At 73.6% G+C, this 21,992-nt stretch carries 17 protein-coding genes; 10 read left to right on the forward strand and 7 right to left on the reverse strand.

Going from position 1 to position 21,992, the window contains the following annotated elements:
- Positions 1–107 precede the first annotated feature (107 nt).
- A complete protein-coding gene (locus ASF50_RS04975) occupies positions 108–2,084 on the forward strand; it encodes a calcium-binding protein (RefSeq protein WP_156718104.1) in 1,977 nt (658 codons plus the stop codon).
- A gap of 265 nt (positions 2,085–2,349) precedes the next feature.
- Here ASF50_RS04975 and ASF50_RS04980 read toward each other — a convergent pair whose 3' ends face one another.
- Positions 2,350–2,838: a DUF5709 domain-containing protein gene (locus tag ASF50_RS04980; protein ID WP_056903667.1), complete on the reverse strand. Its 489-nt coding sequence runs from the start codon at positions 2,836–2,838 to the stop codon at positions 2,350–2,352.
- 83 nt (positions 2,839–2,921) lie between these two features.
- Positions 2,922–4,121: an ROK family transcriptional regulator gene (locus ASF50_RS04985; RefSeq protein ID WP_056863827.1), complete on the reverse strand. Its 1,200-nt coding sequence runs from the start codon at positions 4,119–4,121 to the stop codon at positions 2,922–2,924.
- Positions 4,122–4,289: 168 nt separating this feature from the next.
- Here ASF50_RS04985 and ASF50_RS04990 point away from each other — a divergent pair, with 168 nt between their 5' ends.
- Genes ASF50_RS04990 through ASF50_RS05000 form a run of 3 tightly spaced genes read left to right on the forward strand, consistent with a single transcriptional unit; the run spans position 4,290 to position 7,473 of the window.
- Complete coding sequence (locus ASF50_RS04990; protein WP_056863828.1) at positions 4,290–5,393, forward strand: substrate-binding domain-containing protein; 1,104 nt, start codon at positions 4,290–4,292, stop codon at positions 5,391–5,393.
- On the forward strand, positions 5,393–6,220 hold the full coding sequence (locus ASF50_RS04995; protein ID WP_056863829.1) for an ATP-binding cassette domain-containing protein: 828 nt from the start codon (positions 5,393–5,395) through the stop codon (positions 6,218–6,220). The genes ASF50_RS04990 and ASF50_RS04995 overlap by 1 nt, the downstream gene beginning before the upstream one ends.
- Positions 6,217–7,473: a sugar ABC transporter permease gene (locus ASF50_RS05000; RefSeq protein WP_056863830.1), complete on the forward strand. Its 1,257-nt coding sequence runs from the start codon at positions 6,217–6,219 to the stop codon at positions 7,471–7,473. Before ASF50_RS04995 ends, ASF50_RS05000 begins: the two co-directional genes overlap by 4 nt.
- A 92-nt stretch (positions 7,474–7,565) precedes the next feature.
- On the opposite strand, the gene ASF50_RS05005 is transcribed toward ASF50_RS05000, so the two are convergent.
- The 4 genes from ASF50_RS05005 to ASF50_RS05020 all read right to left on the reverse strand — a co-directional run bounded on the left by ASF50_RS05005 (position 7,566) and on the right by ASF50_RS05020 (position 14,503).
- Complete coding sequence (locus ASF50_RS05005; protein WP_056863831.1) at positions 7,566–8,606, reverse strand: mechanosensitive ion channel family protein; 1,041 nt, start codon at positions 8,604–8,606, stop codon at positions 7,566–7,568.
- A gap of 41 nt (positions 8,607–8,647) precedes the next feature.
- Positions 8,648–11,245: a bifunctional FO biosynthesis protein CofGH gene (locus ASF50_RS05010; protein WP_056904242.1), complete on the reverse strand. Its 2,598-nt coding sequence runs from the start codon at positions 11,243–11,245 to the stop codon at positions 8,648–8,650.
- A 52-nt stretch (positions 11,246–11,297) separates the two neighbouring features.
- Complete coding sequence (locus tag ASF50_RS05015) at positions 11,298–12,329, reverse strand: LLM class F420-dependent oxidoreductase (protein WP_056903668.1); 1,032 nt, start codon at positions 12,327–12,329, stop codon at positions 11,298–11,300.
- Between the two features lie 92 nt (positions 12,330–12,421).
- Positions 12,422–14,503, reverse strand: a complete 2,082-nt coding sequence (locus tag ASF50_RS05020; protein ID WP_056903669.1) for an acyltransferase family protein — start codon at positions 14,501–14,503, stop codon at positions 12,422–12,424.
- 89 nt (positions 14,504–14,592) lie between these two features.
- Between ASF50_RS05020 and npdG the strand changes: the two genes are divergently transcribed.
- Complete coding sequence (npdG, locus tag ASF50_RS05025; protein WP_082500187.1) at positions 14,593–15,333, forward strand: NADPH-dependent F420 reductase; 741 nt, start codon at positions 14,593–14,595, stop codon at positions 15,331–15,333.
- A 4-nt stretch (positions 15,334–15,337) separates the two neighbouring features.
- On the opposite strand, the gene ASF50_RS05030 is transcribed toward npdG, so the two are convergent.
- Positions 15,338–15,880, reverse strand: coding sequence for a YbaK/EbsC family protein (locus ASF50_RS05030; RefSeq protein ID WP_056863834.1), 543 nt, complete (start codon positions 15,878–15,880; stop codon positions 15,338–15,340).
- An 83-nt stretch (positions 15,881–15,963) separates the two neighbouring features.
- On the opposite strand from ASF50_RS05030, the gene ASF50_RS05035 reads away from it, so the two are divergent.
- The 5 genes from ASF50_RS05035 to pcrA all read left to right on the forward strand — a co-directional run bounded on the left by ASF50_RS05035 (position 15,964) and on the right by pcrA (position 21,974).
- Entirely contained in the window at positions 15,964–17,049 is a 1,086-nt protein-coding gene (locus tag ASF50_RS05035; protein WP_162242364.1) for a glycerophosphodiester phosphodiesterase family protein, read from the forward strand.
- 90 nt (positions 17,050–17,139) lie between these two features.
- Complete coding sequence (locus tag ASF50_RS05040; protein ID WP_056903671.1) at positions 17,140–18,570, forward strand: APC family permease; 1,431 nt, start codon at positions 17,140–17,142, stop codon at positions 18,568–18,570.
- 51 nt (positions 18,571–18,621) lie between these two features.
- Complete coding sequence (locus ASF50_RS05045) at positions 18,622–19,092, forward strand: universal stress protein (RefSeq protein ID WP_056903672.1); 471 nt, start codon at positions 18,622–18,624, stop codon at positions 19,090–19,092.
- A 10-nt stretch (positions 19,093–19,102) separates the two neighbouring features.
- Positions 19,103–19,465: a hypothetical protein gene (locus tag ASF50_RS05050; protein WP_056903673.1), complete on the forward strand. Its 363-nt coding sequence runs from the start codon at positions 19,103–19,105 to the stop codon at positions 19,463–19,465.
- A 61-nt stretch (positions 19,466–19,526) separates the two neighbouring features.
- Complete coding sequence (pcrA, locus tag ASF50_RS05055) at positions 19,527–21,974, forward strand: DNA helicase PcrA (protein WP_056863839.1); 2,448 nt, start codon at positions 19,527–19,529, stop codon at positions 21,972–21,974.
- The last annotated feature ends 18 nt before the right edge of the window (positions 21,975–21,992 follow it).

Below are 21,992 nucleotides of genomic sequence, written 5' to 3' on the forward strand. Positions count from 1 at the left end.
TCGTCCCGCCCGCCTCCTCGAGCGACCCGACCGACCCGACCGACCCGGTCGCGGTGTCGGAGCCGGACACCGCGGCGCAACCGTGGACGGAGGAAGAGGGTCTGCTGGTGAGCACCGGCGACACCGAGATCAGCCTCGCCACGGTCACCCGACCCGGTGACCGCCGCCAGATCGACGTGGGCGTGGGCCCCTACCGGGCGGCACTGCGCAACTGGTCGCCCGACGGGCGCTACCTCGTGCTCGACGCCGGCGGCCCCGAGCGGGAGCGTCAGGTGGTGCTCGACCCGGTTTCGCTCGAGACCCACCCGGTCCCGCTGCGCGATCGCTACGGGCAGGGCATCGTCTGGGAGGACCCTGACCACCTGCTCATCGTGCGGGTCGTGGATGGGGTGGTCACGGTCGACCGGCACGAAGTCGGCTCCGCGTCGGCGCCGGAGCCGGTGTCGCGGACCGGCGTCGAGGTCGACGCCTCGGTCGTGACGCTCTCGCGCGCCGGCCTCCTCGCGACCGCCCACGGGGCCGCAGGGGCCGCGCCGTCGGTGCGGATCGTCGACACCCGGCCCGGCCCCGGCCCCGAGGCCGCCTACGATCTCGCCGCCCGCACACTCAGCTGGTCACCCGACGGGGACCTGCTCGTGGTGGACAACGCCGAGGGCACCTACCTGGTCGACCCCACGGCCGAGGAGCCCCGGCGGCTCGACCTCCCCGGCGAGCTCGACACCGTCTTCTGGTCACCGTCGGGGCGGTGGCTCGTGGCCTTCGGCAGCGAACCGGGCTCGGCGCGGGTGGTGGACGTCAGCACGGCTCAGGACTGGGCCTGGCCGGAGCTGCCGGTCAGCCCCTCGTTGAGCATCGTCTCGTGGCAGCCCGTGCCCGCGTGCACCGTCGCCGGCACCGGAGGCGACGACGTGCTGCGGGGCACCGCGGGAGACGACGTGGTGTGCGCCGGCGCGGGCGACGATGTCGTGCTCGCCGGTCCGGGGCACGACACGGTGCGTGGCGGCCCGGGTCGTGACCGGCTCAGCTTCGCGACCAGCGGCCGTCGCGCTGGGGTGCGGCTGCGCGAGTTCGCGGCCGAGGCCGACGGCACGACCCACGTCTTCGAGATCGAGGAGGTTCTCGGCAGTGTCCACGACGACGTCCTGGTCGGCTCGCCGGGCGACGAGCTCCTCGCGGGCGGCGCCGGGGACGACGCGCTCGACGGCGCGGCCGGGGACGACCGCCTCCGGGGAGGTGAGGGTGAGGACACCGCCGCCTACGGCGTCGTGTTGCCGGGCCGCTACACCGTACGGCGTATCGAGGTCGACCTCGCCGCGGGCTCCTCACGGGGCGCCGACGGCGAGGACGAGCTCGACCACGTCGAGAACCTCACCTCCTTCGCGCAGCTGGGTCGACTGGCCGGTGACGGGGAGGACAACGTGCTGGCCTCCGACGGCCGGTCCACCCTGGTGCCCCGGGGAGGGGACGACGTCGTGGCCGGGTACGGAGCGGTCAGCTGGGCCGGCGCCCCGCGGGCAGTGAGGGTCGACGTCCCCCGTGGCGTCGCGACGGGCTGGGGCACGGACCTGCTGGCGAGCTTCCCCGAGCGCGACGACCCGCCGTCGGTCCTGCACATGACGCGGTTCGACGACGAGGTGGTGGTCACGACGCAGGCCGTCGTGCTGGGGGCAGGTGACGACGCCGTCGTCCGCCTGCGCGGTGGCGAGGTCGCCGGTGGTCCGGGGCGGGACAGGGTGGACCTCAGCCCGTTGGGTCGCGGTGCCCTCGTCTACGCCCACCCCTTCCAGCTCCAGCGCTCCCGGCTGTACTCCGAGTTCGTCCTGGGGCGCGAGGAGGTCGTGGTGGACGACGTCGAGGCCGTGCTGATGAGTCCCCACGACGACGTGCTCCTCGGGGGGCCGCGCCTGGTCCGCGGAGGCGCGGGGGACGACTTCCTCCTCGGCACCGGCTCGGCCGAGAGGCTCGGAGGGGGCCCCGGAGCGGACGTGGTGGTCGGCAAGCGCGGCATCGACCGGATCGACGGCGGATCCGGCACGGACGACTGCCGCGCGGACCGCAGGGACACCGTCGTCCGGTGCCCGTGACCGGCGACCCCCGCCTGACCCGCACGTGCCAGGTGTACGCCGCTCCCCGGGCCATGGCGCATGGCCCGACCGGGCCATTTCGCCCCGCAGCGGCTGACAGCGCCCCCGCGAGCGCCTAACGTTCTTCTCGAGCCGCTGGTGACCCGAGACGCCAGCGGTTCACTACGTGCGAAGAGGCCCCCGGCAGCAGCCGGGGGCCTCTTCTGCGTCTGGCTTCCTGCGTCCTGCGCCCGTCGCGCGGGGCGGCCTGGCGGCCGCTCGTCGGTCAGGCGTTGAAGGTGTCGGGGTCGGAGTCGTCGGGCACGACGTGCACGGCGGCCTCCTCGGCCGAGGCCGCGGCGCCGTCGATGCCGACGTCGTCGCCCACGAGCTCCTGGTCGACGTCCTCGCCGAGGCCCTGGTCGGGGTCGACCAGGCGGCCCGCGCGCTCGTCGCCGACCTCGCCGTCGTCGAGCTGGTCGAGGCGCACGTCGGGATCGGCGTCGGCCTTCTCGGCCTGCTCGTAGGGGTCGGTCTCCGGCACCTCCTGGGCGACGCGCTGGTCGAGGGTCTCGCCGGTGGCCTCCTCGTAGGGGGTGTTGCCGAAGCCCTGGGCGGCCGAGTACTTCTCCGGCGGGGAGTAGCCGCGGTCGAGCTCGTCGGCGACGTCGGGGTCGCCGAGGTCGTCCATGTTGGTGGGCTGGTCCTCGTCGTCGACGGAGTAGTCGCCGTAGGTCTCGGCGTCGGTCGTCGGGTCAGGAGTGCTCTCGGTCATGGCCCCACCGTAGGCCGCCCCACGGCGTGGTCAGGTCACCCGAAGGGACCCCGGGCCCGACGCGGGGCCGACCTCACGACGGCTCAGGCGGGCGCGATCAGCTCGGTGCGCTCGGCGGCCACGATGACGGCACCCACGAGGCTGGCGCGGTTGCCGAGCTCGCTGGCCAGCACGGGCGTCAGTGCGGCCGCGTCGAGGGCGTGGCGGCGCAGGCCGACCCGGGCGGGCTCGAGCACGAGCTCGCCTGCGCGGGCCATGTCGCCGCCGACGACCACGATGTCGGGGTCGAGCAGGTTGACGATGCTGGCCAGCCCCCAGCCCAGGTGGAGCCCGACGTCCTCGAAGGCGCGCTGGGCGGCGACGTTGCCGGCGAGGGCTGCGTCGACGATCTCCTCGATGACCGCGCCGGGCAGCTGACCGCCCATCATCGACTGCACCGTGCCGATGGAGGTGTAGGCCTCCAGACAGCCGCGGCTGCCGCAGCGGCACAGCGGGCCCTGCTCGTCGAGGGTCAGGTGACCGATCTCCCCGGCGCTGCCGTGGGCCCCGCGGAAGAGCTCGTTGCGGATGACGACGCCGGCGCCCACGCCGGAGGAGATCTTCACGAAGACCGAGCTGCGGTGACCGCGGCCCACGCCGCGGCGGTGCTCGGCGAGCGCGCCCAGGTTGGCGTCGTTCTCGACCAGGGCGGTGGCGCCGAAGACCTGCTCGGCGGCGGTGCGGGCGTTGACCCCGACCCATGACGGCAGGATCGCGGAGGACTGCACGACGTCGGCGGTGACGGGGGCCGGCAGGCCCAGCCCGACGGTGCGCAGGGTCGGCCCGGCCGGGAGCATGCCGCGGAGCATGTCGTGGGCGCAGGTGAGGGCGGCGCGGTGGTCGAGCCCGGAGTGGAGGGGGCGGCGCTCCTCGTGGAGGAGCCGGCCGGCGAGGTCCCCGACGGCGACGGCGACGTGGCTGTGGCCGAAGTCGACGCCGGCGACGACGCCGGCGGTCTCGGCGAGCCTCACCGAGGACCCGCGCCGGCCGCTGCCGGGCGCGATGGCGACGAGCCCGGCCGAGGACAGGTCGCGCAGGATGTTGGACACCGTGGCCGGGGCCAGCCCGGTGGTGCGGGCGAGCTCGGCCTGCGTGTACTCCGCGGGCAGGGCGTCGACGTCCTCGCCGGCCACCGCGGGGTCGACGACGCCGAGCCCCCGCAGGACGTCGAGCACGCGGTGCTGGTTGGCGGTGCGCAGCGTCGACGTCGACCCGGGGGCGGCGTCGAGGCGCTGTCTGGTCATGGGCGGAACTGTGCCTCGGGTCACAGGTTGCGGTCAAGACGTGAATGATCAACGCGCGAGTAACGAGTTATGACCATCTTTGCGTTCACTACTTGACGACAAGTCTGTGACGGCTGACACTCGACCCAGTCAACCCGGCGGCGTGCCCGCCCCAGTCGAGGGAGAACCATGTCCACACCCCTGCACCGCCTCGCAGCCTTCGGTGCTGTGCTCGCCATCGGCACCGCCGGCCTCACCGCCTGCGGCGCCAACGACGCCGAGAGCGGCTCCGACGGCGGCGGCGACAGCGCCTCCGGCGGCACCATCGCCCTGCTCCTCCCGGAGTCCAAGACCACCCGCTACGAGGCCTTCGACAAGCCGCTCTTCGAGGCCGCGGTCGCCGAGCTGTGCTCGGACTGCGAGGTCGACTACTACAACGCCGACCAGGACGAGGCCAAGCAGGCCCAGCAACTCACCAGCGCGCTGACCGCCGGCGCGTCCGTCGTCGTGCTCGACCCGGTCAACGGCGCCGGCGCCACCGGCATGGTCCAGGAGGCCCAGGGCCAGGACGTGCCGGTCATCGCCTACGACCGCTTCATCGACGGCGCCGACTACTACATGTCCTTCGACAACGAGACCGTCGGCCAGATGCAGGCCGAGGCCCTCGTCGAGGCCGTCGGCGACACCGGCAACATCCTCATGCTCAACGGTGCGCCCAGCGACCCCAACGCCGCGCAGTTCAAGGCCGGTGCCCACAGCGTGCTCGACTCCAGCGGCGTCACCATCGCCGAGGAGTACGACAACCCCGACTGGAGCCCCGAGAACGCCCAGCAGTGGACGACCGACCAGCTGAGCAAGTACGACCCCAGCGACATCCAGGGCGTCTACGCCGCCAACGACGGCCAGGCCGGCGGCGTGGTCGCGGCCCTGACCGGCGCCGGTGTCTCCTCCGACGAGCTGCCCCCGATCACGGGTCAGGACGCCGAGGTCGCCGCGATCCAGCGCATCCTCGCCGGTGAGCAGGAGATGACGATCTACAAGCCCATCCCGATCGAGGCCGAGACGGCCGCCGAGGTGGCCGTGGCCCTGGCCCAGGGCGAGGAGCCCGCGTCGACCAGCGAGACCGGCATCGACCAGAGCGACTACGAGGGCGTCACGTCCTACATCTTCGACCCGATCGTCGTGACGGCCGACAACGTCGCCGACACCGTCATCGCCGACGGCTTCTACTCCGCCGCCGACATCTGCACCGGCGACTACGCCGCTGCGTGCTCGGAGGCTGGCATCTCCTGATGAGCGCCACGACGACGGAGAAGCCGGTCACGGGACAGACCGTCCTGTCCCTGACCGGCATCAACAAGAGGTTCGGGGCCGTGCAGGCCCTCACCGACGTGCACCTCGAGGTGGCAGCCGGCGAGGTCGTCGCCCTCGTGGGCGACAACGGTGCGGGCAAGTCGACCCTGGTCAAGGTCATCTCGGGGGTCTACCAGCCCGACGAGGGTGACATCACCTTCGCGGGCCGCAAGATCTCGGTCGGTGGCCCGTCCGACGCCCAGGCGCTGGGCATCGCGACGGTCTTCCAGGACCTGGCCCTGTGCGACAACCTCGACGTCGTCGCGAACCTGTTCCTGGGCCAGGAGCGCCTGCTCGGGCCGGTGCTCGACGAGGTCACGATGGAGAAGGAGGCGTGGCGCCTGCTGCGCACCCTCTCCGCCAAGATCCCCTCGGTCCGCATCCCCATCGCGGGGCTGTCGGGCGGTCAGCGCCAGACGGTGGCGATCGCCCGCAGCCTCGTGGGCAACCCCAAGCTCGTCATGCTCGACGAGCCCACCGCGGCCCTCGGTGTCGCGCAGACCGCGGAGGTCCTGAACCTCGTCGAGCGGCTGCGCGAGACCGGGCTCGGGGTCATCCTCATCAGCCACAACATGGCCGACGTCCAGGCCGTTGCCGACCGCATCGTGGTCATGCGCCTGGGCCGCAACGCCGCGGAGTTCCGCACCGAGGAGACCACGACCGAGCAGCTGGTCGCGGCCATCACCGGCGCCTCCGACAACGTGGTCGCCGCGCGCGCCAGCCGGCGCGCCGGCACCACCGACACCACCGAGGGAGCGGGCCAGTGAGCGCCACGACCGACGAGACGCAGTCGGCCGTCGCCGCCGACATCGCCGACGAGCGGCTCATCCAGAGCCAGGGTCTCGGCGGCCAGGCCCGCGCGGTCTGGAACCGGCTCAAGGGCGGTGAGCTCGGCATGCTGCCCGTGGTCATCGGGCTCATCGTCATCTCGCTGGTCTTCTACTCCCAGGAGCCGACGTTCCTGTCGTCGAAGAGCCTGGTCAACATCACGCTCTTCGCCGCACCGGTCGGCGTCATCGCGCTGGGCATCGTGCTGGTGCTGCTGCTCGGGGAGATCGACCTCTCGGTCGGCTCGGTCTCGGGCTTCGCGGCCGCCTCCATGGCGGTCCTGGTGGCCAACAAGAGCCAGTCGCTGGTCGTCGGCATGATCGCCGGCATCCTCATCGGCACCCTGATCGGCTCGGTCTACGCCCTGCTCTACACCCGGCTCGGCGTGCCCAGCTTCGTGTTCTCCCTCGCCGGCCTGCTCGGCTTCCAGGGAGCGCTGCTCTACGTGCTGGGCGACCAGGGCACCATCGTGCTGCCCACCGACTCGGGCCTGCGGCAGTTCGCCCGCGAGCGCTTCCTCAGCGACGGTGCGGCCTACGTGCTGCTCGCGGTGGTCGTGCTGGCCTACGTCGGCTCGCAGCTGCTGATGGTGCGCCGGCGCAAGGCGGCCGGGCTGACCCCGCCCAACCTCACCATGGTCGGCATCAAGGCGGTGCTCCTCGCGGGCGGCCTGGGCTTCCTGACCTACTACCTCGGCATCGACCGCGGCTGGGGCTACCTGTTCGTGCTCTTCGTGGCCCTGGTGGTCGTCATGGACCTCATGCTGCGCAAGACCACGTGGGGTCGCCACGTCTACGCCGTGGGCGGCAACGAGGAGGCGGCCCGCCGCGCCGGCATCAAGGTGGGCCGGATCTACTTCTCGGTCTTCGCCGCGACGTCGACCTTCGCAGCCCTGGGCGGCATCCTGCTGGCCGGTCAGCTCACCTCGGTCTCGCAGAGCAGCGGCACCACCGACACCAACCTGACCGCGATCGCGGCCGCGGTGATCGGCGGCACCAGCCTCTTCGGCGGCCGCGGGTCGGCGTACTCCGCGCTGCTCGGCATCATCGTGCTCCAGGCCATCCAGAGCGGCCTGAACCTGATGAACGTCGACTCCTCGGTGCGCTTCATGGTCACCGGTGCGGTCCTGCTGCTGGCGGTCGCGATCGACTCGGTCTCGCGCCGGGTGCGTTCCTCCAGCGGACGCGGGTAGCGGCCCCGCCCCACCCGCACCACCGCCGACGGGCGGGACCCTCCCGGGGTCCCGCCCGTCGGCGCGTCTGCACCCGGGCGCCCGCGCCCGGCTCAGTCCCGCTCGACCTCGAGGCGCGTGCGGGGCAGGCCGGCCGGGTCGTGGTCGCGCAGCCAGGCCACCAGCTGCTCGCGCACGTGGCAGCGCAGGTCGAAGAGCGTGCCGGCGTCGACGGCGGTGACCAGCACCCGCACCCGCACGAAGCCGGCGACGGCGTCGGTGACCTGCAGCAGCGAGACGCGCCCGTCCCACAGCTCGCCGGCCGAGGCCATGACCCCCGGCAGGGCCTCGCGCATCCGGGCGGTGTCGACGCGCCAGTCGAGGTCGAGCTCCACGGCGCCCAGCAGCTCGGAGTTGCGGCGCGTCCAGTTCTGGAAGGGGGTGGTGGTGAAGTACGTCGAGGGCAGCACCATGCGACGGTCGTCCCAGAGCCGGACGACGACGTAGCTGAGGGTGATCTCCTCGATCCAGCCCCACTCCTCCTCCACGATCACGACGTCGTCGATGCGGATCGCGTCGCTGAAGGCCAGCTGGATGCCGGCGAAGACGTTGGCCAGCGTGGACTGCGCGGCCAGCGCGGCGACCACCGAGATGAGGCCGGCCGAGGCCAGGACGCTCGCGCCGATGGTGCGGACCCCCGGGAAGCTGAGCAGGATCGCGCCGAGGGCGACCACCACCATGAGGGCCACGGTGAGACGGCGCAGGATGAGCACCTGCGTGCGGACGCGGCGCGCGGCCCGGTTGTCGCGCACGTCGGTGCGGGCGCGGCCCAGGCCGAGGTCCTGGAGGAAGAGCAGCACCACGGTGACCAGCCAGGCCGCGGCGATGATCCACAGGGTCCGCCCCGCCAGGACCGCGGCGTGCCACCACACCTCGTCGTCGCCGCGGCGCCGCACGCCGGCCACCCAGCCGTTGAGCGCGATGACCAGCACGAGCACCCGGTAGGGGACCCGGGCCTGGCGGAAGAGCCGCTCCCCGGGCGGCCAGCGTCGCTGCACCAGGCGCGCGACCACGTGGGTCAGCACGATGAGGGCGAGGGCCCCGAGCAGGGCCGACCCGCCGGCGATGAGGGCGTTGGTCCACGAAACGCGCATGGGTCATCGTGCCCGGTCCGCGGCCGGACCCGCGGGCGGGGTCAGCGGGCGGCGTACAGGGTCGTGCGCTCGGTCACGGGCCGGTCGATGCCCGCGCCGATCTCCACCAGCTCGGCGACCGTCTTGGCCGAGCCGTGCTCGGAGCCGGCCATGCGCGAGATCGTCTCCTCCATCAGGGTCCCGCCCAGGTCGTTGGCGCCCGCGCGCAGCATCGCGCGGGTGCCCTCGACGCCGAGCTTGACCCAGGAGGTCTGGATGTTGTCGATGCGCCCGTGCAGCAGGATCCGCGCCATCGCGTGCACGGCGAGGTTGTCGCGCAGCGTGGGGCCGGGGCGGGCGACGCCGGCGAGGTAGATCGGTGCGCTCGTGTGCACGAAGGGCAGCGGCACGAACTCGGTGAACTCCGCGGCGCCGTGCTCGCGCGCGGTGTCCTGCACCCGGCTCAGCACGCGCAGGTGGTTGACCCAGTGCCGCGGGTTGTCGACGTGGCCGTACATCATCGTCGAGGTCGTCGGCACGCCCACGCGGTGGGCGGTGGAGACGATGTCGATCCAGGTGGAGGTGGGCAGCTTGCCCTTGGTGAGCACCCAGCGCACGTCGTCGTCGAGGATCTCCGCGGCCGTGCCCGGCAGCGACCCCAGGCCGGCCTCGCGCGCCTTGATGAGGAAGTCCTCGGTCGACAGGCCCGTGCGGGCGGTGCCGTTGAGCACCTCCATCGGGGAGAAGGCGTGCACGTGCATCTGCGGCACGCGACGCCGCACGGCCCCCACCAGCTCGACGTAGGCCGAGGCGGGCAGCTCGGGGTCGATGCCGCCCTGCATGCAGACCTCGGTCGCGCCGAGGTCCCAGGCCTCCGCGGCCCGGTCGGCGACCTCGTCGAGGGACAGCGAGTAGGCGTCGGCGTCGGTGCGCCGCTGGGCGAAGGCGCAGAAGCGGCAGCCGACGTAGCAGACGTTGGTGAAGTTGATGTTGCGGTTGACGACGTAGGTGACGGTGTCGCCGACGACCTCGCGGCGCAGGTCGTCGGCCAGGCGGCACACCTGCTCCAGCAGCGGGCCCTCGGCGGTCATGAGGGTGAGCGCGTGCTCGTCGGCGAGCCCGCCGGGGTCGGCCTCCGCGGCCCGCAGCGCGGCGGCCCCCTCGGCGTGGAGCACCGCGGGAGCGCCGTCGATCAGCGACGTCGACCCGGCCGCGTCGCGCACCGAGTCCCAGTCGCCGTAGACCCCGGCGAAGTCGGAGCGGCGGTCCTCGCTGCGGCCCTCGGTGTCGATGCTGGCGTGCAGGTCGGTGCGCCCGGTGCTGGTGGTGAGCGAGGCGGCCCCGCCGTCGGGCTCCTGCCACACCCGCCCCTCCGGTCGTACGCCGACCCGCGCCAGACCGGCCGCGGGCCCGTCGGGCACCGCGAGCGCGGCGACGTGGGCGCTGACCCGCGGGTCGAGCCACGGGCTGCCGCCGCCGAGACCGGCCCGGACGTGCTCGGGGTGCACGGTGAGCCGGGGCGCCAGCTCGAGGCCGGCCGCCGCGGTGTGGGCCCTCAGCCGCTCGAGGGTCGGCCACGGCCGCTCGGGGTTGACGTGGTCGGGGGTGAGCGGGCTGACCCCGCCCCAGTCGTCGATGCCGGCGTCGAGCAGGGCGCGGCACTCCGCGGAGCCCGCGGAGGCGTCGACCAGGTTGGGCGGGGCCTGCACGCGCATGCGCGGGCCCATCACCAGGCGGGTGACCGCGATCGCGGCGCGGTACTCCTCCAGGCCCAGGTCGTCGCGGTGGCGCATGGCGGTGTCGGGCTTGGCGCGGAAGTTCTGCACGATCACCTCCTGCACGTGGCCGTAGGCCTTGGCCACCCCGCGCAGGGCGAAGACCGTCTCGGCGCGCTCGCGCAGGGTCTCGCCGATGCCGACGAGCAGCCCGGTGGTGAAGGGGATGGAGAGACGACCGGCGTCCTCGAGCACCCGCATCCGCACGGCGGGGTCCTTGTCGGGGGAGCCGAAGTGGGCCAGCCCGCGGGTCTCGAAGAGCCGTCGCGAGGTGGTCTCGAGCATCATGCCCATCGAGGGGCTGACCGGCTTGAGCCGGTTCATCTCCTCCCAGCTCATCACCCCGGGGTTGAGGTGGGGCAGCAGCCCGGTCTCCTCCAGCACCCGCACGGCCATCGCGCGCACGTAGGCCAGGGTCGAGTCGTAGCCCTGCTCGTCGAGCCACTGCCGCGCCTCGGGCCAGCGCTCCTCGGGGCGGTCGCCGAGGGTGAAGAGCGCCTCGAGGCAGCCCAGCTCGGCCCCGCGGCGGGCCAGGTCGAGGATCTCGTCGGGGGAGAGGTAGAGCGGTCGGCCCTCGCGCTGGAGGTGGCCCGGGCTCTCCACGAAGGTGCAGTAGTGGCACCGGTCGCGGCACATCGTCGTGACCGGGATGAAGACCTTGGGCGAGTAGGTGACCACGCCCGGGCGCCCCGCGGCGAGCAGCCCGGCGTCGCGCACGGTGGCGGCGGCCGCGCAGAGCCGGTCGAGGTCGGCGCCGGTGGCGGCCAGCAGCACCGACGCCTCCTCGACGTCGAGCGCCGCCCCGCGCTCGGCGCGCGCGAGGGCGCGGCGTACCTGCTGGGGGGTCGGGTCGGGGTCGGGTCTCGGGGCGGTGCGCTCAGCCATCACCGAGAGGCTATCCCGCGCCCCCTGCGGGCCCGGCGCTCAGGACACCCGCTCAGGACACCCACTCCTTGACCTGGGCGATCGTGGCGGCCGGGTCGGCGGAGGCGGGGGTGACCGAGAGGTTGGTGACGCCGGCCTCGCGGAAGGCGGCGATGCGCTCCTTGACGTAGGACTCGGGGCCGACCAGGTTGCCCGCGCGCAGCCACTCCAGCGGCACCAGCGCCTCGGCCTCCTTCTTCTTGCCCTGGAGGTAGAGCTCCTGGATCTGCTCGGCCTCCTGCTCGTAGCCGTACTGGCGCGCCAGCTCGTTGTAGAAGTTCTTGCCCTTGGCGCCCATGCCGCCGACGTAGAGCGCGTAGGTGGGGCGCATGAGGTCGAGCATCCCCTCGACGTCCTCGCCGATCGCCACCAGGCCACCGGCGCTGACCTCGAGGGGCGCCAGGTCGGCGGAGCGCTTGGCGCGCCCCTGCGCCAGCGGCTCGCCCCAGACCTCCTGGGCCTTCTCGGGGTGGAAGAGGAAGGGGAGCCAGCCGTCGGCGATCTCGGCGGTCATCCGCACGTTGGCGTGGCCGAGCGCTGCCACCCACAGCGGCACGACCGGGCGCTCGGGACGGGTCAGCAGCTTGAGCGGCTTGCCGAGCCCGAGGCCCTGGTCGGCGGGCAGGGGCAGCGTGAAGACCTTGCCGTCGTGCACGAGGGGCTCGCGGCGCAGCCCCAGGCGCAGGATCTCGACCATCTCGCGGGTGCGGCCGAGCGGCTTGTCGTAGGGCAGGCCGTGGAAGCCCTCGATGACCTGCGGTCCCGAGGCGCCCAGGCCGATGACCGCGCGGCCGCCGGAGACGTTGTCGAGACCCGCCGCGGTCTGCAGCATCGCCCCCGGGGTGCGGGAGTAGACGTTGAGGATGCCGGCGCCGATCTCGATGGTCTCGGTCTTGGCGGCGAGGTAGCCCATCAGCGTGGGGGCGTCGAAGCCGTAGGGCTCCGCGACCCAGACCATGTCGAGGCCGGCCTTCTCGAGCGCGACGACCTGGTCGGCGGCCTCGCGCGGGTTGCCGGAGTAGACGAGGGGCATCGACAGCTTCATGGGTCTCCTGGGCCTGGGGCCGGGCCGGTCCCGGCGGCGACGCTCGCGACCCTACCGTGACAGCGGTGCTGTCACCATCGGTGCGGCGGTGCTCAGTCGGTCATGCCGGTGGCGCGGCCCAGGGAGCCGGCCAGCAGCTCGGAATACTCCGTGGTCAGGTGGTCGGTGTCGCGGTAGGACAGCGTGCCGCCGATGACCACCGGGCACTCGCCCTGGTAGCACAGCCACGGGGTCGGGTCGACGACCTCGGCGTCGGCCAGCAGCGCCGACTTCACCGCGACGTCGCCGAGGATCTCGGCGCGCTCGACGGGCTGGAACATGCAGTCGCCGAGGCTGGGGGTGCCGGTGGTGAGGCACTCGCCGGGGTCGATGCCCGACTTGGGCACGTCCTTGATCAGCAGCACCCGCTCGGAGGCGGCGTGCAGCTCGTCGAAGAGCTCGTCGTAGCCCTCCTCGAGCACCGGGGCGACCCGCTCGATCGTGGCCGCGAGCTCGCCGTCGATCCACACCCCGTTGACCGGGGGCGAGGACGACACGATCGTGAGGTCGGGCTGCAGGGCCTCGACCTGGTCGACCACCCAGTCCTGGAAGCCGGTGCACTCGGTGAAGACCCGGCGCTCGTTGAGCGGCGCCACCGGCACGTGGGCGGCGGGGCACTGCGGCTTGACCAGGTAGTAGGCCCTCCAGTCGTTCTCCACCGCGATCCGCTCCACGGCCGGGATCCAGGCGCGGGCGTGGGAGTCGCCGGTGACCACCACGGTGCGCTCCCCGTCGGGGTCGCCGCGCAGGCAGAGCTCCTGCACGTCCTCCTCGTAGTCGCACGCGCCGACGTCGGCCACGCTGTCACGCAGGGTCAGCAGGTTGGGGTCGAGCTCGCTGGGCACCGCCATCCGGTCGCGCGCGGCGTTGACCGAGGCCCGCACGAGCGCGACGGTGCTGTCGGCGCCCGCGGGGTCGGCCACCGCGATCGCGGGCACGTCGCCCTGGCCCGTGCGGGCCTCGATCCACTGCCACCCGCCGACGCAGGACGCGGCGACCACGGCCAGGCTCAGCGGGTAGAGCAGCAGTGGACGGGGGGCCACGAGCAGCCGCGGGGGCAGTCCCTGCCGGAAGGGCGTCTCGACGAAGCGGAAGGTCAGCGCGGCCAGGCTCAGCACCACCAGCAGCACCAGCGCGCGCTCCACGCCGGTCAGGGGGCGCAGCGCCCACTCCTCGGCGAGGATCAGCGCGGGCCAGTGCCACAGGTAGAGGGAGTAGGACCAGTCACCCAGGACCCGCACCGGGCGCCAGGTCAGCAGGGCCCGGACCGGGTCGTGGCGGGGGCCGGGCCGGATGCCGGCGAGCAGCAGCGCCACCGTGCCGAGCACCGGCAGGAGCGCGGCCCACCCCGGGAAGGCCGTGGCCGAGGAGTAGAGGACGCAGGCCAGCCCCACCGCGAGCAGGCCACCGGCACCGAGCAGCGGCACGGCCAGGGCCGGCATCCGCTTGCGCAGGCGGGGCGCGGCGAGCGCGGCCAGCGCGCCGGCGCCGAGCTCCCAGGCCCGCCCGAGGGTGGAGTAGTAGGCGCTGCCGGAGTCACCGGCCGTGCCCGCCACCGACCAGGCGAAGCTGGCCGCGGTCAGCGCGACCAGCACGACGGCCAGGGTGCGCTCGGGCAGCCGGCGCTCGTCGGAGCGGGTGACCAGGCGCACCGCGAGGGCGCAGACCACGAGCAGCACCGGCCAGACGACGTAGAACTGCTCCTCGACCGCCAGGGACCAGTAGTGCTGCATCGGCGACGGGGGACCGTCCTGGGCGAAGAAGTAGTCACCCTGGTCGGCGAAGCGGACGTTGGCGGCGAAGAGGGTGGCCCAGACGGCGTCGACCACGACCTCGCGCGCGTCGATGAGACTCATCCACGCCACCGAGGCCAGCACGGTGAGCGCCGTGACCAGCGTGGCGGCGGGCAGGATCCGCCGGGCCCGGCGCGACCAGAAGGCGGTCAGCGAGACCTTCTCGCCCCGGCGCATCTCGCGGAAGAGCAGCCCCGAGATCAGGAAGCCGGAGACGACGAAGAAGACGTCGACCCCGACGAAGCCGCCGGGCAGGAAGGGGACACCGGCGTGCGCAGCGATGACGACGAGCACGGCGACGGCGCGCAGGCCCTGGACATCGCTGCGGTATCGACTCGCCACCCCTGAGCTCCTGCGCGGTTGAGGGGCCGACGGTACCAAAACCTGATGACGAGTACGGCGTCCTCGCTGCCACTGGCACACTCGCTCGCGTGACCAGCCAGCCCGCCGCCACGTCCGAGACCGCCACCGACCACGACGCCGACCCGGGCGCCGGTACGGTCCGCCACCGCATCGCCGTGGTCGGCGGCACGGGGCCGCAGGGCAAGGGGCTCGGCTACCGCTTCGCGCGCGGCGGCCACGACGTCGTGTTGGGCTCGCGCGCCGCCGACAAGGCCGAGGCGGTCGCCGCCGAGGTGGCCGACCGGCTCGTCGGCGTCGAGGGCGCCGGGACGGTCACGGGCGCCACCAACGCCGACGCCTGCGCGGGCGCCGACCTCGTGCTGCTCGCCGTGCCGTGGGACGGCCACGACGAGCTGGTCGCCACCCTCCCGCTGGCCGGCACGACGGTGATCTCCTGCGTGAACCCGCTGGCCTTCGACAAGCGCGGCGCGCACGGCCTGGTCATCGACGGCGGCGAGGGGTCGGCCGCGGAGTCGGCCCAGCGCATCGTGGGGGATTCGGCCACCGTGGTGGGCGCCTTTCACAACGTCTCGGCGGTCTCGCTGTGGGGCGACGACGACGTGCTGGCCCACGAGGACGTCCTGGTGGTCGGCGACGTCAAGGAGGCCAAGGAGACCGTCATGGCGCTGTGCGCCAGCGTCACCGGGCGGCCCGGCATCGACGCCGGCAAGCTGCGCCTGGCCCGCCAGGTCGAGCCGCTCACCGCCGTGCTGATCTCGATCAACCGGCGCTACAAGATCCACTCCAGCATCAAGGTCACCGGCTTCTAGCCCGTCAGCCGGCCAGGCCCTCCACCACCTCGGCCCCGGGCAGGTCGGCCAGCAGGCGACCCGGCAGCAGCACCTTGGAGCGGCGTACGCCGGAGCCGACGACGGCCACCTCGACGTCCAGCACCCGCGCGTCGACCAGCAGCCGCCAGCCGGCCGGCAGGCCGATCGGCGTGATCCCGCCGTGCTCCATGCCCGACTCGGCCACCGCGCGCTCCATGGGCAAGAACGACGCCTTGCGCACGTCGAGGGTGCGCTTGACCAGGCCGTTGACGTCGGCGCGGGTGTCGGCGCGCACCACGCAGGCGGCGACCCGCTCCTCCCCGTCGCGGCGCCCGGCCACCAGGACGCAGTTGGCGCTGGCCTCCAGCGGCACCTGGTGGGCCTCGCTCAGGGCCGCGGTGTCGGCCAGGTCGGGGTCGATGGCGACCACGCCGACACGCTCCGCGCCCGGCAGCGAGGCCAGGGCGCGGGCCACCGGCGCGGCGAGCAGGTCGGGGTGGTCGAGGGCGGGCGAGGGCGACAGGGTGCCGACGGGGGAGAGGTCCACGGCCCCATCCTGCCCACCGCCCCTCACGCGTCGTTCACCTCGGGGTCACCGCGCGGACGGAGGTGCCACGCACCGTCGAGGTCGTGACCACCGTGTCCCTGCCCGTCCGTCGTCCCCGCACCCTGGCCGTGACCCCCGCCGTCGTGGGCCACCGCGGCGCCAGCGGCACCTGGCCCGAGCACACGCTCGAGGCCTACCGCGCCGCGATCGCGATGGGCGCCGACGACATCGAGCTCGACCTGGTCGTGAGCGCCGACGGCGTGCTCGTGGTGCGCCACGAGAGCGACCTGGCCCGCACCACCGACATCGCCGCGCGCCCCGGGCTGGCCCACCGCCGCAGCACGCGGGTGGTCGACGGCGAGGAGGTGACGGGCTGGTTCGCCGAGGACCTCCCGCTCTCGGAGCTGCGCACGCTGCGGGTGGTCGAGCGGATGCCCGGGTTGCGCCCGGCCAGCGCCGCCCACGACGGCCGGCTCCCGGTGGCGACGCTCGACGACGTGCTGGAGATGGTGGCCGCGGAGTCGTCCGCCCGGGGCCGCTCGATCGGGGTCATGATCGAGCTCAAGGACGCCGCCTGGTTCGCCTCGCGCGGGCTGCCGCTCGACACCGCGCTGGTCGCCACGCTGCGGCGCCACGGCGTCGACACGCCGCGCTCGCGGGTGACGGTGATGTCCTTCGAGCCCACGATCCTCCAGCGCCTGGCCGGCCAGGTGCGGGTGCCCCTGGTGCAGCTGCTCGACCGGCGCGACCGACGCCCCGCCGACCTCGCCGCGGCCGGCGACCCCCGCACCTTCGGGGACCTGGCCAGCCCCGCGGGCCTGGCCGTGGTGGAGCGCTACGCCGACGGCATCGGCGCCCACCACTCGCTGGTGGCCGCCGAGGCGCCCGGCGGTCGCGGCATGCGCCCCTCCACCCTGTTGGCCGACGCCCACCGCGAGTGGCTGACCGTCCACGTGTGGACGCTGCGGGCCGAGAACCACTTCCTGCCGGCCCCCTTCCGCCGGGGCGAGGAGGCCGGGGAGCGCCCCGCGGCGCACGGCGACCTCGGCGGCTTCGTGGAGCTGCTGCTCGAGCTCGGCGTCGACGGGCTGATCACCGACCAGCCCGACGCGGCGGTGGCGGCCCGCGAGGCCTGGCTGGCGCCGGTCGGCGTACGCGTGCCGGCCTGAGGCACCCGGCCCGCCCCGGCGGTCACCCGGCGGGGTGAGAGCGCCGCCGCGGGCTTGACCCTGAGCTCCCGGGGCGGCTTCGGTGGGCCGATGGCCGACTCCTCCGCAGCCACCACGACCGCGCTCCCCGACGACGGGGACCTCACCCGGTCGATCACCGGGAGGCTGCTGTTCTTCTACGTCCTCGGCGACGTGCTCGGCTCCGGCATCTACGTGCTCATCGGCGCCGTCGCGGGTGCGGTCGGGGGCGCCTTCTGGATCGCCTTCGCCGTCGGGGTGTCGGTCGCGACGATCACCGGGCTGGCCTACGCCGAGCTGGTGACGAAGTACCCCCAGGCCGCCGGCGCCGCGCTCTACGTCAACAAGGCCTTCCGCAGCCCTGCGCTGACCTTCCTCGTCACGATCTCGATGCTCTCGGCCACCTTCGCCGCGGCCGGGTCGCTGGCCACCGGCTTCTCCGCCTACTTCGCCGAGGTGTGGGAGCTGCCCCCGGGCCTGCTGGTGGCGCTGGTCTTCATCCTCGTGCTGGCGGTCGTCAACTACATCGGCATCACCGAGTCGGTCGTGGCCAACATGGTGATGACCGTCGTCGAGATCGCCGGTCTGGTCATCGTCATGGTCATCGGTGTCGTCTACGTCGCGCAGGGCGACGCCGACTTCGGCACGCTCACCGAGTTCCGGGCCGACGGCAACCCCGTGCTGGCGATCGTGGCCGGCGTCGCGCTCGCCTTCTTCGCGATGACGGGCTTCGAGAACGCCGCCAACGTCGCCGAGGAGACCATCGACCCGGCCCGCACCTTCCCGCGGGCCCTCGTCGGCGGCATGGTCGTCGCCGGCGTGATCTACGTGCTGGTCGCCGTGACCGCGGCCCTGGTCGTGCCGGTGGCCGACCTGGCCTCCTCCGACGCCGCCCTGCTGGAGGTGGTCGAGGCCGGCGTGCTGCCCCTGCCCGTGGGGCTGCTCAGCGTGGTCTTCGCCGTGATCGCCATGGTCGCGATCACCAACACCACCCTGGTCTCGGTGGTCACGCAGTCGCGCATCCTCTACGGCATGGCGCGCGAGGACGTCGTGCCGGGCGTCTTCGCCCGCATCCACTCCAGCCGCCGCAGCCCCTGGGTCGCGCTGAGCTTCGCGGCCGTCGTGGTCTACTCCCTGCTGGTCGTCGGCGCCCTGCTCAACCGCGCCGGCGTCGGCGTCGACGTGGTGGCGCGGCTGGCCACCGTCACGGTGGTCTTCACCCTCTTCATCTACGGCCTGGTCATCCTCTCCGCGCTCAGGCTGCGCGGCCACGACGAGGCCGACGACACCTACACCGCCCCCACCGCGCTGCTCGCCGTCGGGATCGTCGGCAACCTGGTCCTGCTGGCCTACGTCGTGTGGGACGACCCCACGTCGCTGCTGTGGTGCGGCGGGCTGCTGGCCGTCGGCCTGGTGCTCTACGTCGTGGAGCGCCTGGTCGGTCGCCGCGACCGGCCGCACGGCCGCGCCCGGGGCGAGTCCACCGTCGAGCCCCGCACCTGAGGCCCGCCCCCCACCAGCCCCCAGCACCACCGGACGCCCGAGGAGGCCCCCGTGCACGTCATCGTCGCCACCGACGGCTCGCAGCAGTCGCTCGACGCCGCGCGCCACCTGCGCTCCTTCGCCGACCCGGCCAGGATCACCGACGTCACGGTGCTGGCGGTGGTGCGTCCGCTCGCCGCGGTGGCCTTCGCCGACGACCTGGCCCCCGCCGACCGCACGCGGGCCGAGGGGGAGTCCTCGTCGTTCCGGGCGGCCGCCGAGAGCGCCGTGCGCGTCGTGGCGGCGGAGCTCGACGGCTGGGGCCCCACGGTCCGCACCAGCATCCGCAGCGGCTCGCCGGCCCAGGAGATCACCAAGGCCGCCTCGGCGCTGGGAGCCGGCCTCGTGGTCGTCGCCGCGGGCGGTCGCGGGCTGAGCCGCACCGTGCTGCTCGGCAGCACCGCCCAGCGGGTCCAGCACTCCGCGCCCTGCCCCGTGCTGGTCGTGCGCCCTGTGCCGCGGCCCCGCGCGCCGCGACCGTAGGCTGCGCGGCATGGAGATCCTGCGGCTGGTCCTGCTGTTCGTGCACATCCTCGGTTTCGCGGCCCTCCTCGGCGGCCTGCTCGCGCAGGCCCGCGAGCCGCACAAGCGGGTCAACGAGCTGATGCGCGACGGCGCCGGCACGGCCGTCCTGGCCGGGATCGCGCTGGTCGGCGTGCTCGAGGCCGGCGACACCGACGTCGACCACGCCAAGATCGGGGTCAAGCTGGTGGTGGGCCTGGTCATCCTGGGCCTGGTGATGGCCAACCTGCGCAAGGAGCGCATCGCCCAGGGTCTGTGGGCGGCGCTGCTGGGGCTCACGGTGCTCACCATCGCGGTCGCGGTCTTCTGGTCGCCCGCCCACGGCTCCTACTGAGCCGACCGCGGCGTCGGCGCTGCCCGACCACGCCGACCGCGGCCGTAGGGTGGAGGGCAGCATGAGCATCCCGTTCCCCCTCCCTGGTCTCGAGTCCGTCGCTCCCGAGGAGCCCCGCACCACCCGGCGCGGCCCCACGCGCGAGGAGCTGCTCGAGGGGCTCAACGAGCCCCAGCGCGCGGCCGTCGTGCACGAGGGCGCGCCGTTGCTGGTCGTCGCCGGCGCCGGGTCGGGCAAGACCCGCGTGCTCACCCGCCGCATCGCCTGGCTGATCCAGGAGCGCCGTGCGCACCCCGGCTCGATCCTGGCCATCACCTTCACCAACAAGGCCGCGGCCGAGATGAAGGAGCGCGTCGAGGAGCTGGTCGGCAAGCGCGCCCGGATCATGTGGGTCTCGACCTTCCACTCCGCCTGCGTGCGCATCCTGCGCAAAGAGGTCGACAAGCTCGGCCTGAAGTCGAGCTTCTCGATCTACGACGCCGCCGACCAGAAGCGGCTGATGTCGCTGGTGGTCGCCGACCTCGAGCTCGACCCCAAGCGCTACCAGCCCGGCGCCCTGCTGCACTGGGTGTCGGACCACAAGAACGAGCTGCGCGACGCCGAGGCGGCCACGGCCCTGGCCACCAACAACCTCGAGCAGACCTACGCCGCCGCCTACACCCTCTACGAGCGCCGCCTGCGCGAGGCCAACGCCCTCGACTTCGACGACCTCATCATGTCGACGGTGCACCTCCTCCAGCGCTTCCCGGAGGTCCGCGAGACCTACCGGCGCCGCTTCCGCCACGTGCTCGTCGACGAGTACCAGGACACCAACCACGCGCAGTACGCCCTGGTCCACCAGCTGTGCGCCGAGCAGCTCGAGGACGCCTCGCTCGCCGACCCGACCTCGACCGTGGAGCCCGCCGAGCGCGTCGAGCCGGCCGAGCTGATGGTCGTCGGCGACGCCGACCAGTCGATCTACGCCTTCCGCGGCGCCAACATCCGCAACATCCTGGACTTCGAGGAGGACTTCCCCGACGCCACCTCGATCCTGCTGGAGCAGAACTACCGCTCCACTCAGACCATCCTCACCACCGCCAACGCCGTCATCGGCCACAACAAGGGCCGCAAGCCCAAGCGGCTGTGGTCCGACGCCGGCGACGGCGAGCGGATCGTGGGCTACGTCGCCGACGACGAGCGCGACGAGGCCCGCTTCGTCTCCTCCGAGATCGACACCCTCGTCGACCAGGGCGCGCGGGCCTCCGACGTCGCGATCTTCTACCGCACCAACGCCCAGTCGCGGGTCTTCGAGGAGGTGTTCATCCGCACCGGCCAGCCCTACAAGGTGGTCGGCGGTGTGCGGTTCTACGAGCGCCGCGAGGTGCGCGACGCCCTGGCCTACCTGCGGCTGCTGGCGAACCCCGACGACCAGGTCTCGCTGCGCCGGATCCTCAACACCCCCAAGCGCGGCATCGGCGACCGGGCGGTGGCGTGCGTCAACGCGCTCGCCGAGCGCGACCGCACGACCTTCTGGGAGGCGCTGCGACGCGCCGAGGAGGCGCCCGGGCTCGCGACCCGCTCGCTGGGCAGCATCCGCGGCTTCGTGGCCATGATCGAGGAGCTGCAGTCGATGGTCGACGGAGGCGAGCGCGCCGACGTCGTGCTCGAGACCGTGCTGGCCCGCTCGGGTTACGTCGCCGCCCTGGAGGACTCCGACGACCCGCAGGACGCCACGCGCGCGGAGAACCTCGCCGAGCTCGTCGCGGTGGCGCGCGAGTTCAGCGACGACCCCGTCGCGGGGCCCTCGGCCGACCCGGCCGACGTCGACGCCGGGCAGGTCGCGCCCGGTCTGCGCGACTTCCTGGAGCGCGTCGCGCTCGTGGCCGACTCCGACCAGATCCCCGACACCGACCCCGACGACCCCGACGACACCGGCGTGGTGACCCTGATGACCCTCCACACGGCGAAGGGGCTGGAGTTCCCGGTGGTGTTCCTCACCGGGCTCGAGGACGGCGTCTTCCCGCACTCGCGGGCCCTCGGCGACCAGCCGGAGCTGGAGGAGGAGCGACGCCTGGCCTACGTGGGCGTCACCCGCGCCCGCGAGCGCCTCTACCTCTCGCGCGCCGTGGTCCGCTCGGCCTGGGGGGCGCCGTCGCACAACCCGGCGTCGCGCTTCCTCGACGAGATGCCGGTCGACCTCGTCGACTGGCGCCGCACCGAGGCCGCGCAGACCCAGTGGTCGCGCCCCGACCTGGGCGGCTCCTACGGCGGCGGCCTGGGCTCGCCGACCGCGGCCGGTCGCCGCAACTTCTCCTCCGCCGCGCTGCGCGCCGACGCCGCCGCCAAGTCGCGGCCGGCGCGCGAGGTGCCGTCGCTGGAGCCGGGCGACCGGGTGCAGCACGACTCCTTCGGCCTCGGCTCCGTGGTGGCGGTCGAGGGCGTGGCCGACAAGTCGGTGGCCTCGATCGACTTCGGCTCGCAGGGCGTCAAGCGGCTGCTGCTGCGCTACGCGCCCGTGCAGAAGCTCTGAGGCCGAGGCCGAGGCCGG

This window comes from Nocardioides sp. Leaf307 (assembly GCF_001423135.1).
GTDB classification, from domain to species: domain Bacteria; phylum Actinomycetota; class Actinomycetes; order Propionibacteriales; family Nocardioidaceae; genus Nocardioides; species Nocardioides kribbensis.

Bases quoted from the DNA above. Each gene is read 5' to 3' on its own strand.
- ASF50_RS04980 (WP_056903667.1), bottom strand. From the start codon at position 2,838: ATGACCGAGAGCACTCCTGACCCGACGACCGACGCCGAGACCTACGGC.
- ASF50_RS04985 (WP_056863827.1), bottom strand. From the start codon at position 4,121: ATGACCAGACAGCGCCTCGACGCCGCCCCCGGGTCGACGTCGACGCTG.
- ASF50_RS04990 (WP_056863828.1), top strand. From the start codon at position 4,290: ATGTCCACACCCCTGCACCGCCTCGCAGCCTTCGGTGCTGTGCTCGCC.
- ASF50_RS04995 (WP_056863829.1), top strand. From the start codon at position 5,393: ATGAGCGCCACGACGACGGAGAAGCCGGTCACGGGACAGACCGTCCTG.
- ASF50_RS05005 (WP_056863831.1), bottom strand. From the start codon at position 8,606: ATGCGCGTTTCGTGGACCAACGCCCTCATCGCCGGCGGGTCGGCCCTG.
- ASF50_RS05010 (WP_056904242.1), bottom strand. From the start codon at position 11,245: ATGGCTGAGCGCACCGCCCCGAGACCCGACCCCGACCCGACCCCCCAG.
- ASF50_RS05015 (WP_056903668.1), bottom strand. From the start codon at position 12,329: ATGAAGCTGTCGATGCCCCTCGTCTACTCCGGCAACCCGCGCGAGGCC.
- ASF50_RS05040 (WP_056903671.1), top strand. From the start codon at position 17,140: ATGGCCGACTCCTCCGCAGCCACCACGACCGCGCTCCCCGACGACGGG.
- ASF50_RS05050 (WP_056903673.1), top strand. From the start codon at position 19,103: ATGGAGATCCTGCGGCTGGTCCTGCTGTTCGTGCACATCCTCGGTTTC.
- pcrA (WP_056863839.1), top strand. From the start codon at position 19,527: ATGAGCATCCCGTTCCCCCTCCCTGGTCTCGAGTCCGTCGCTCCCGAG.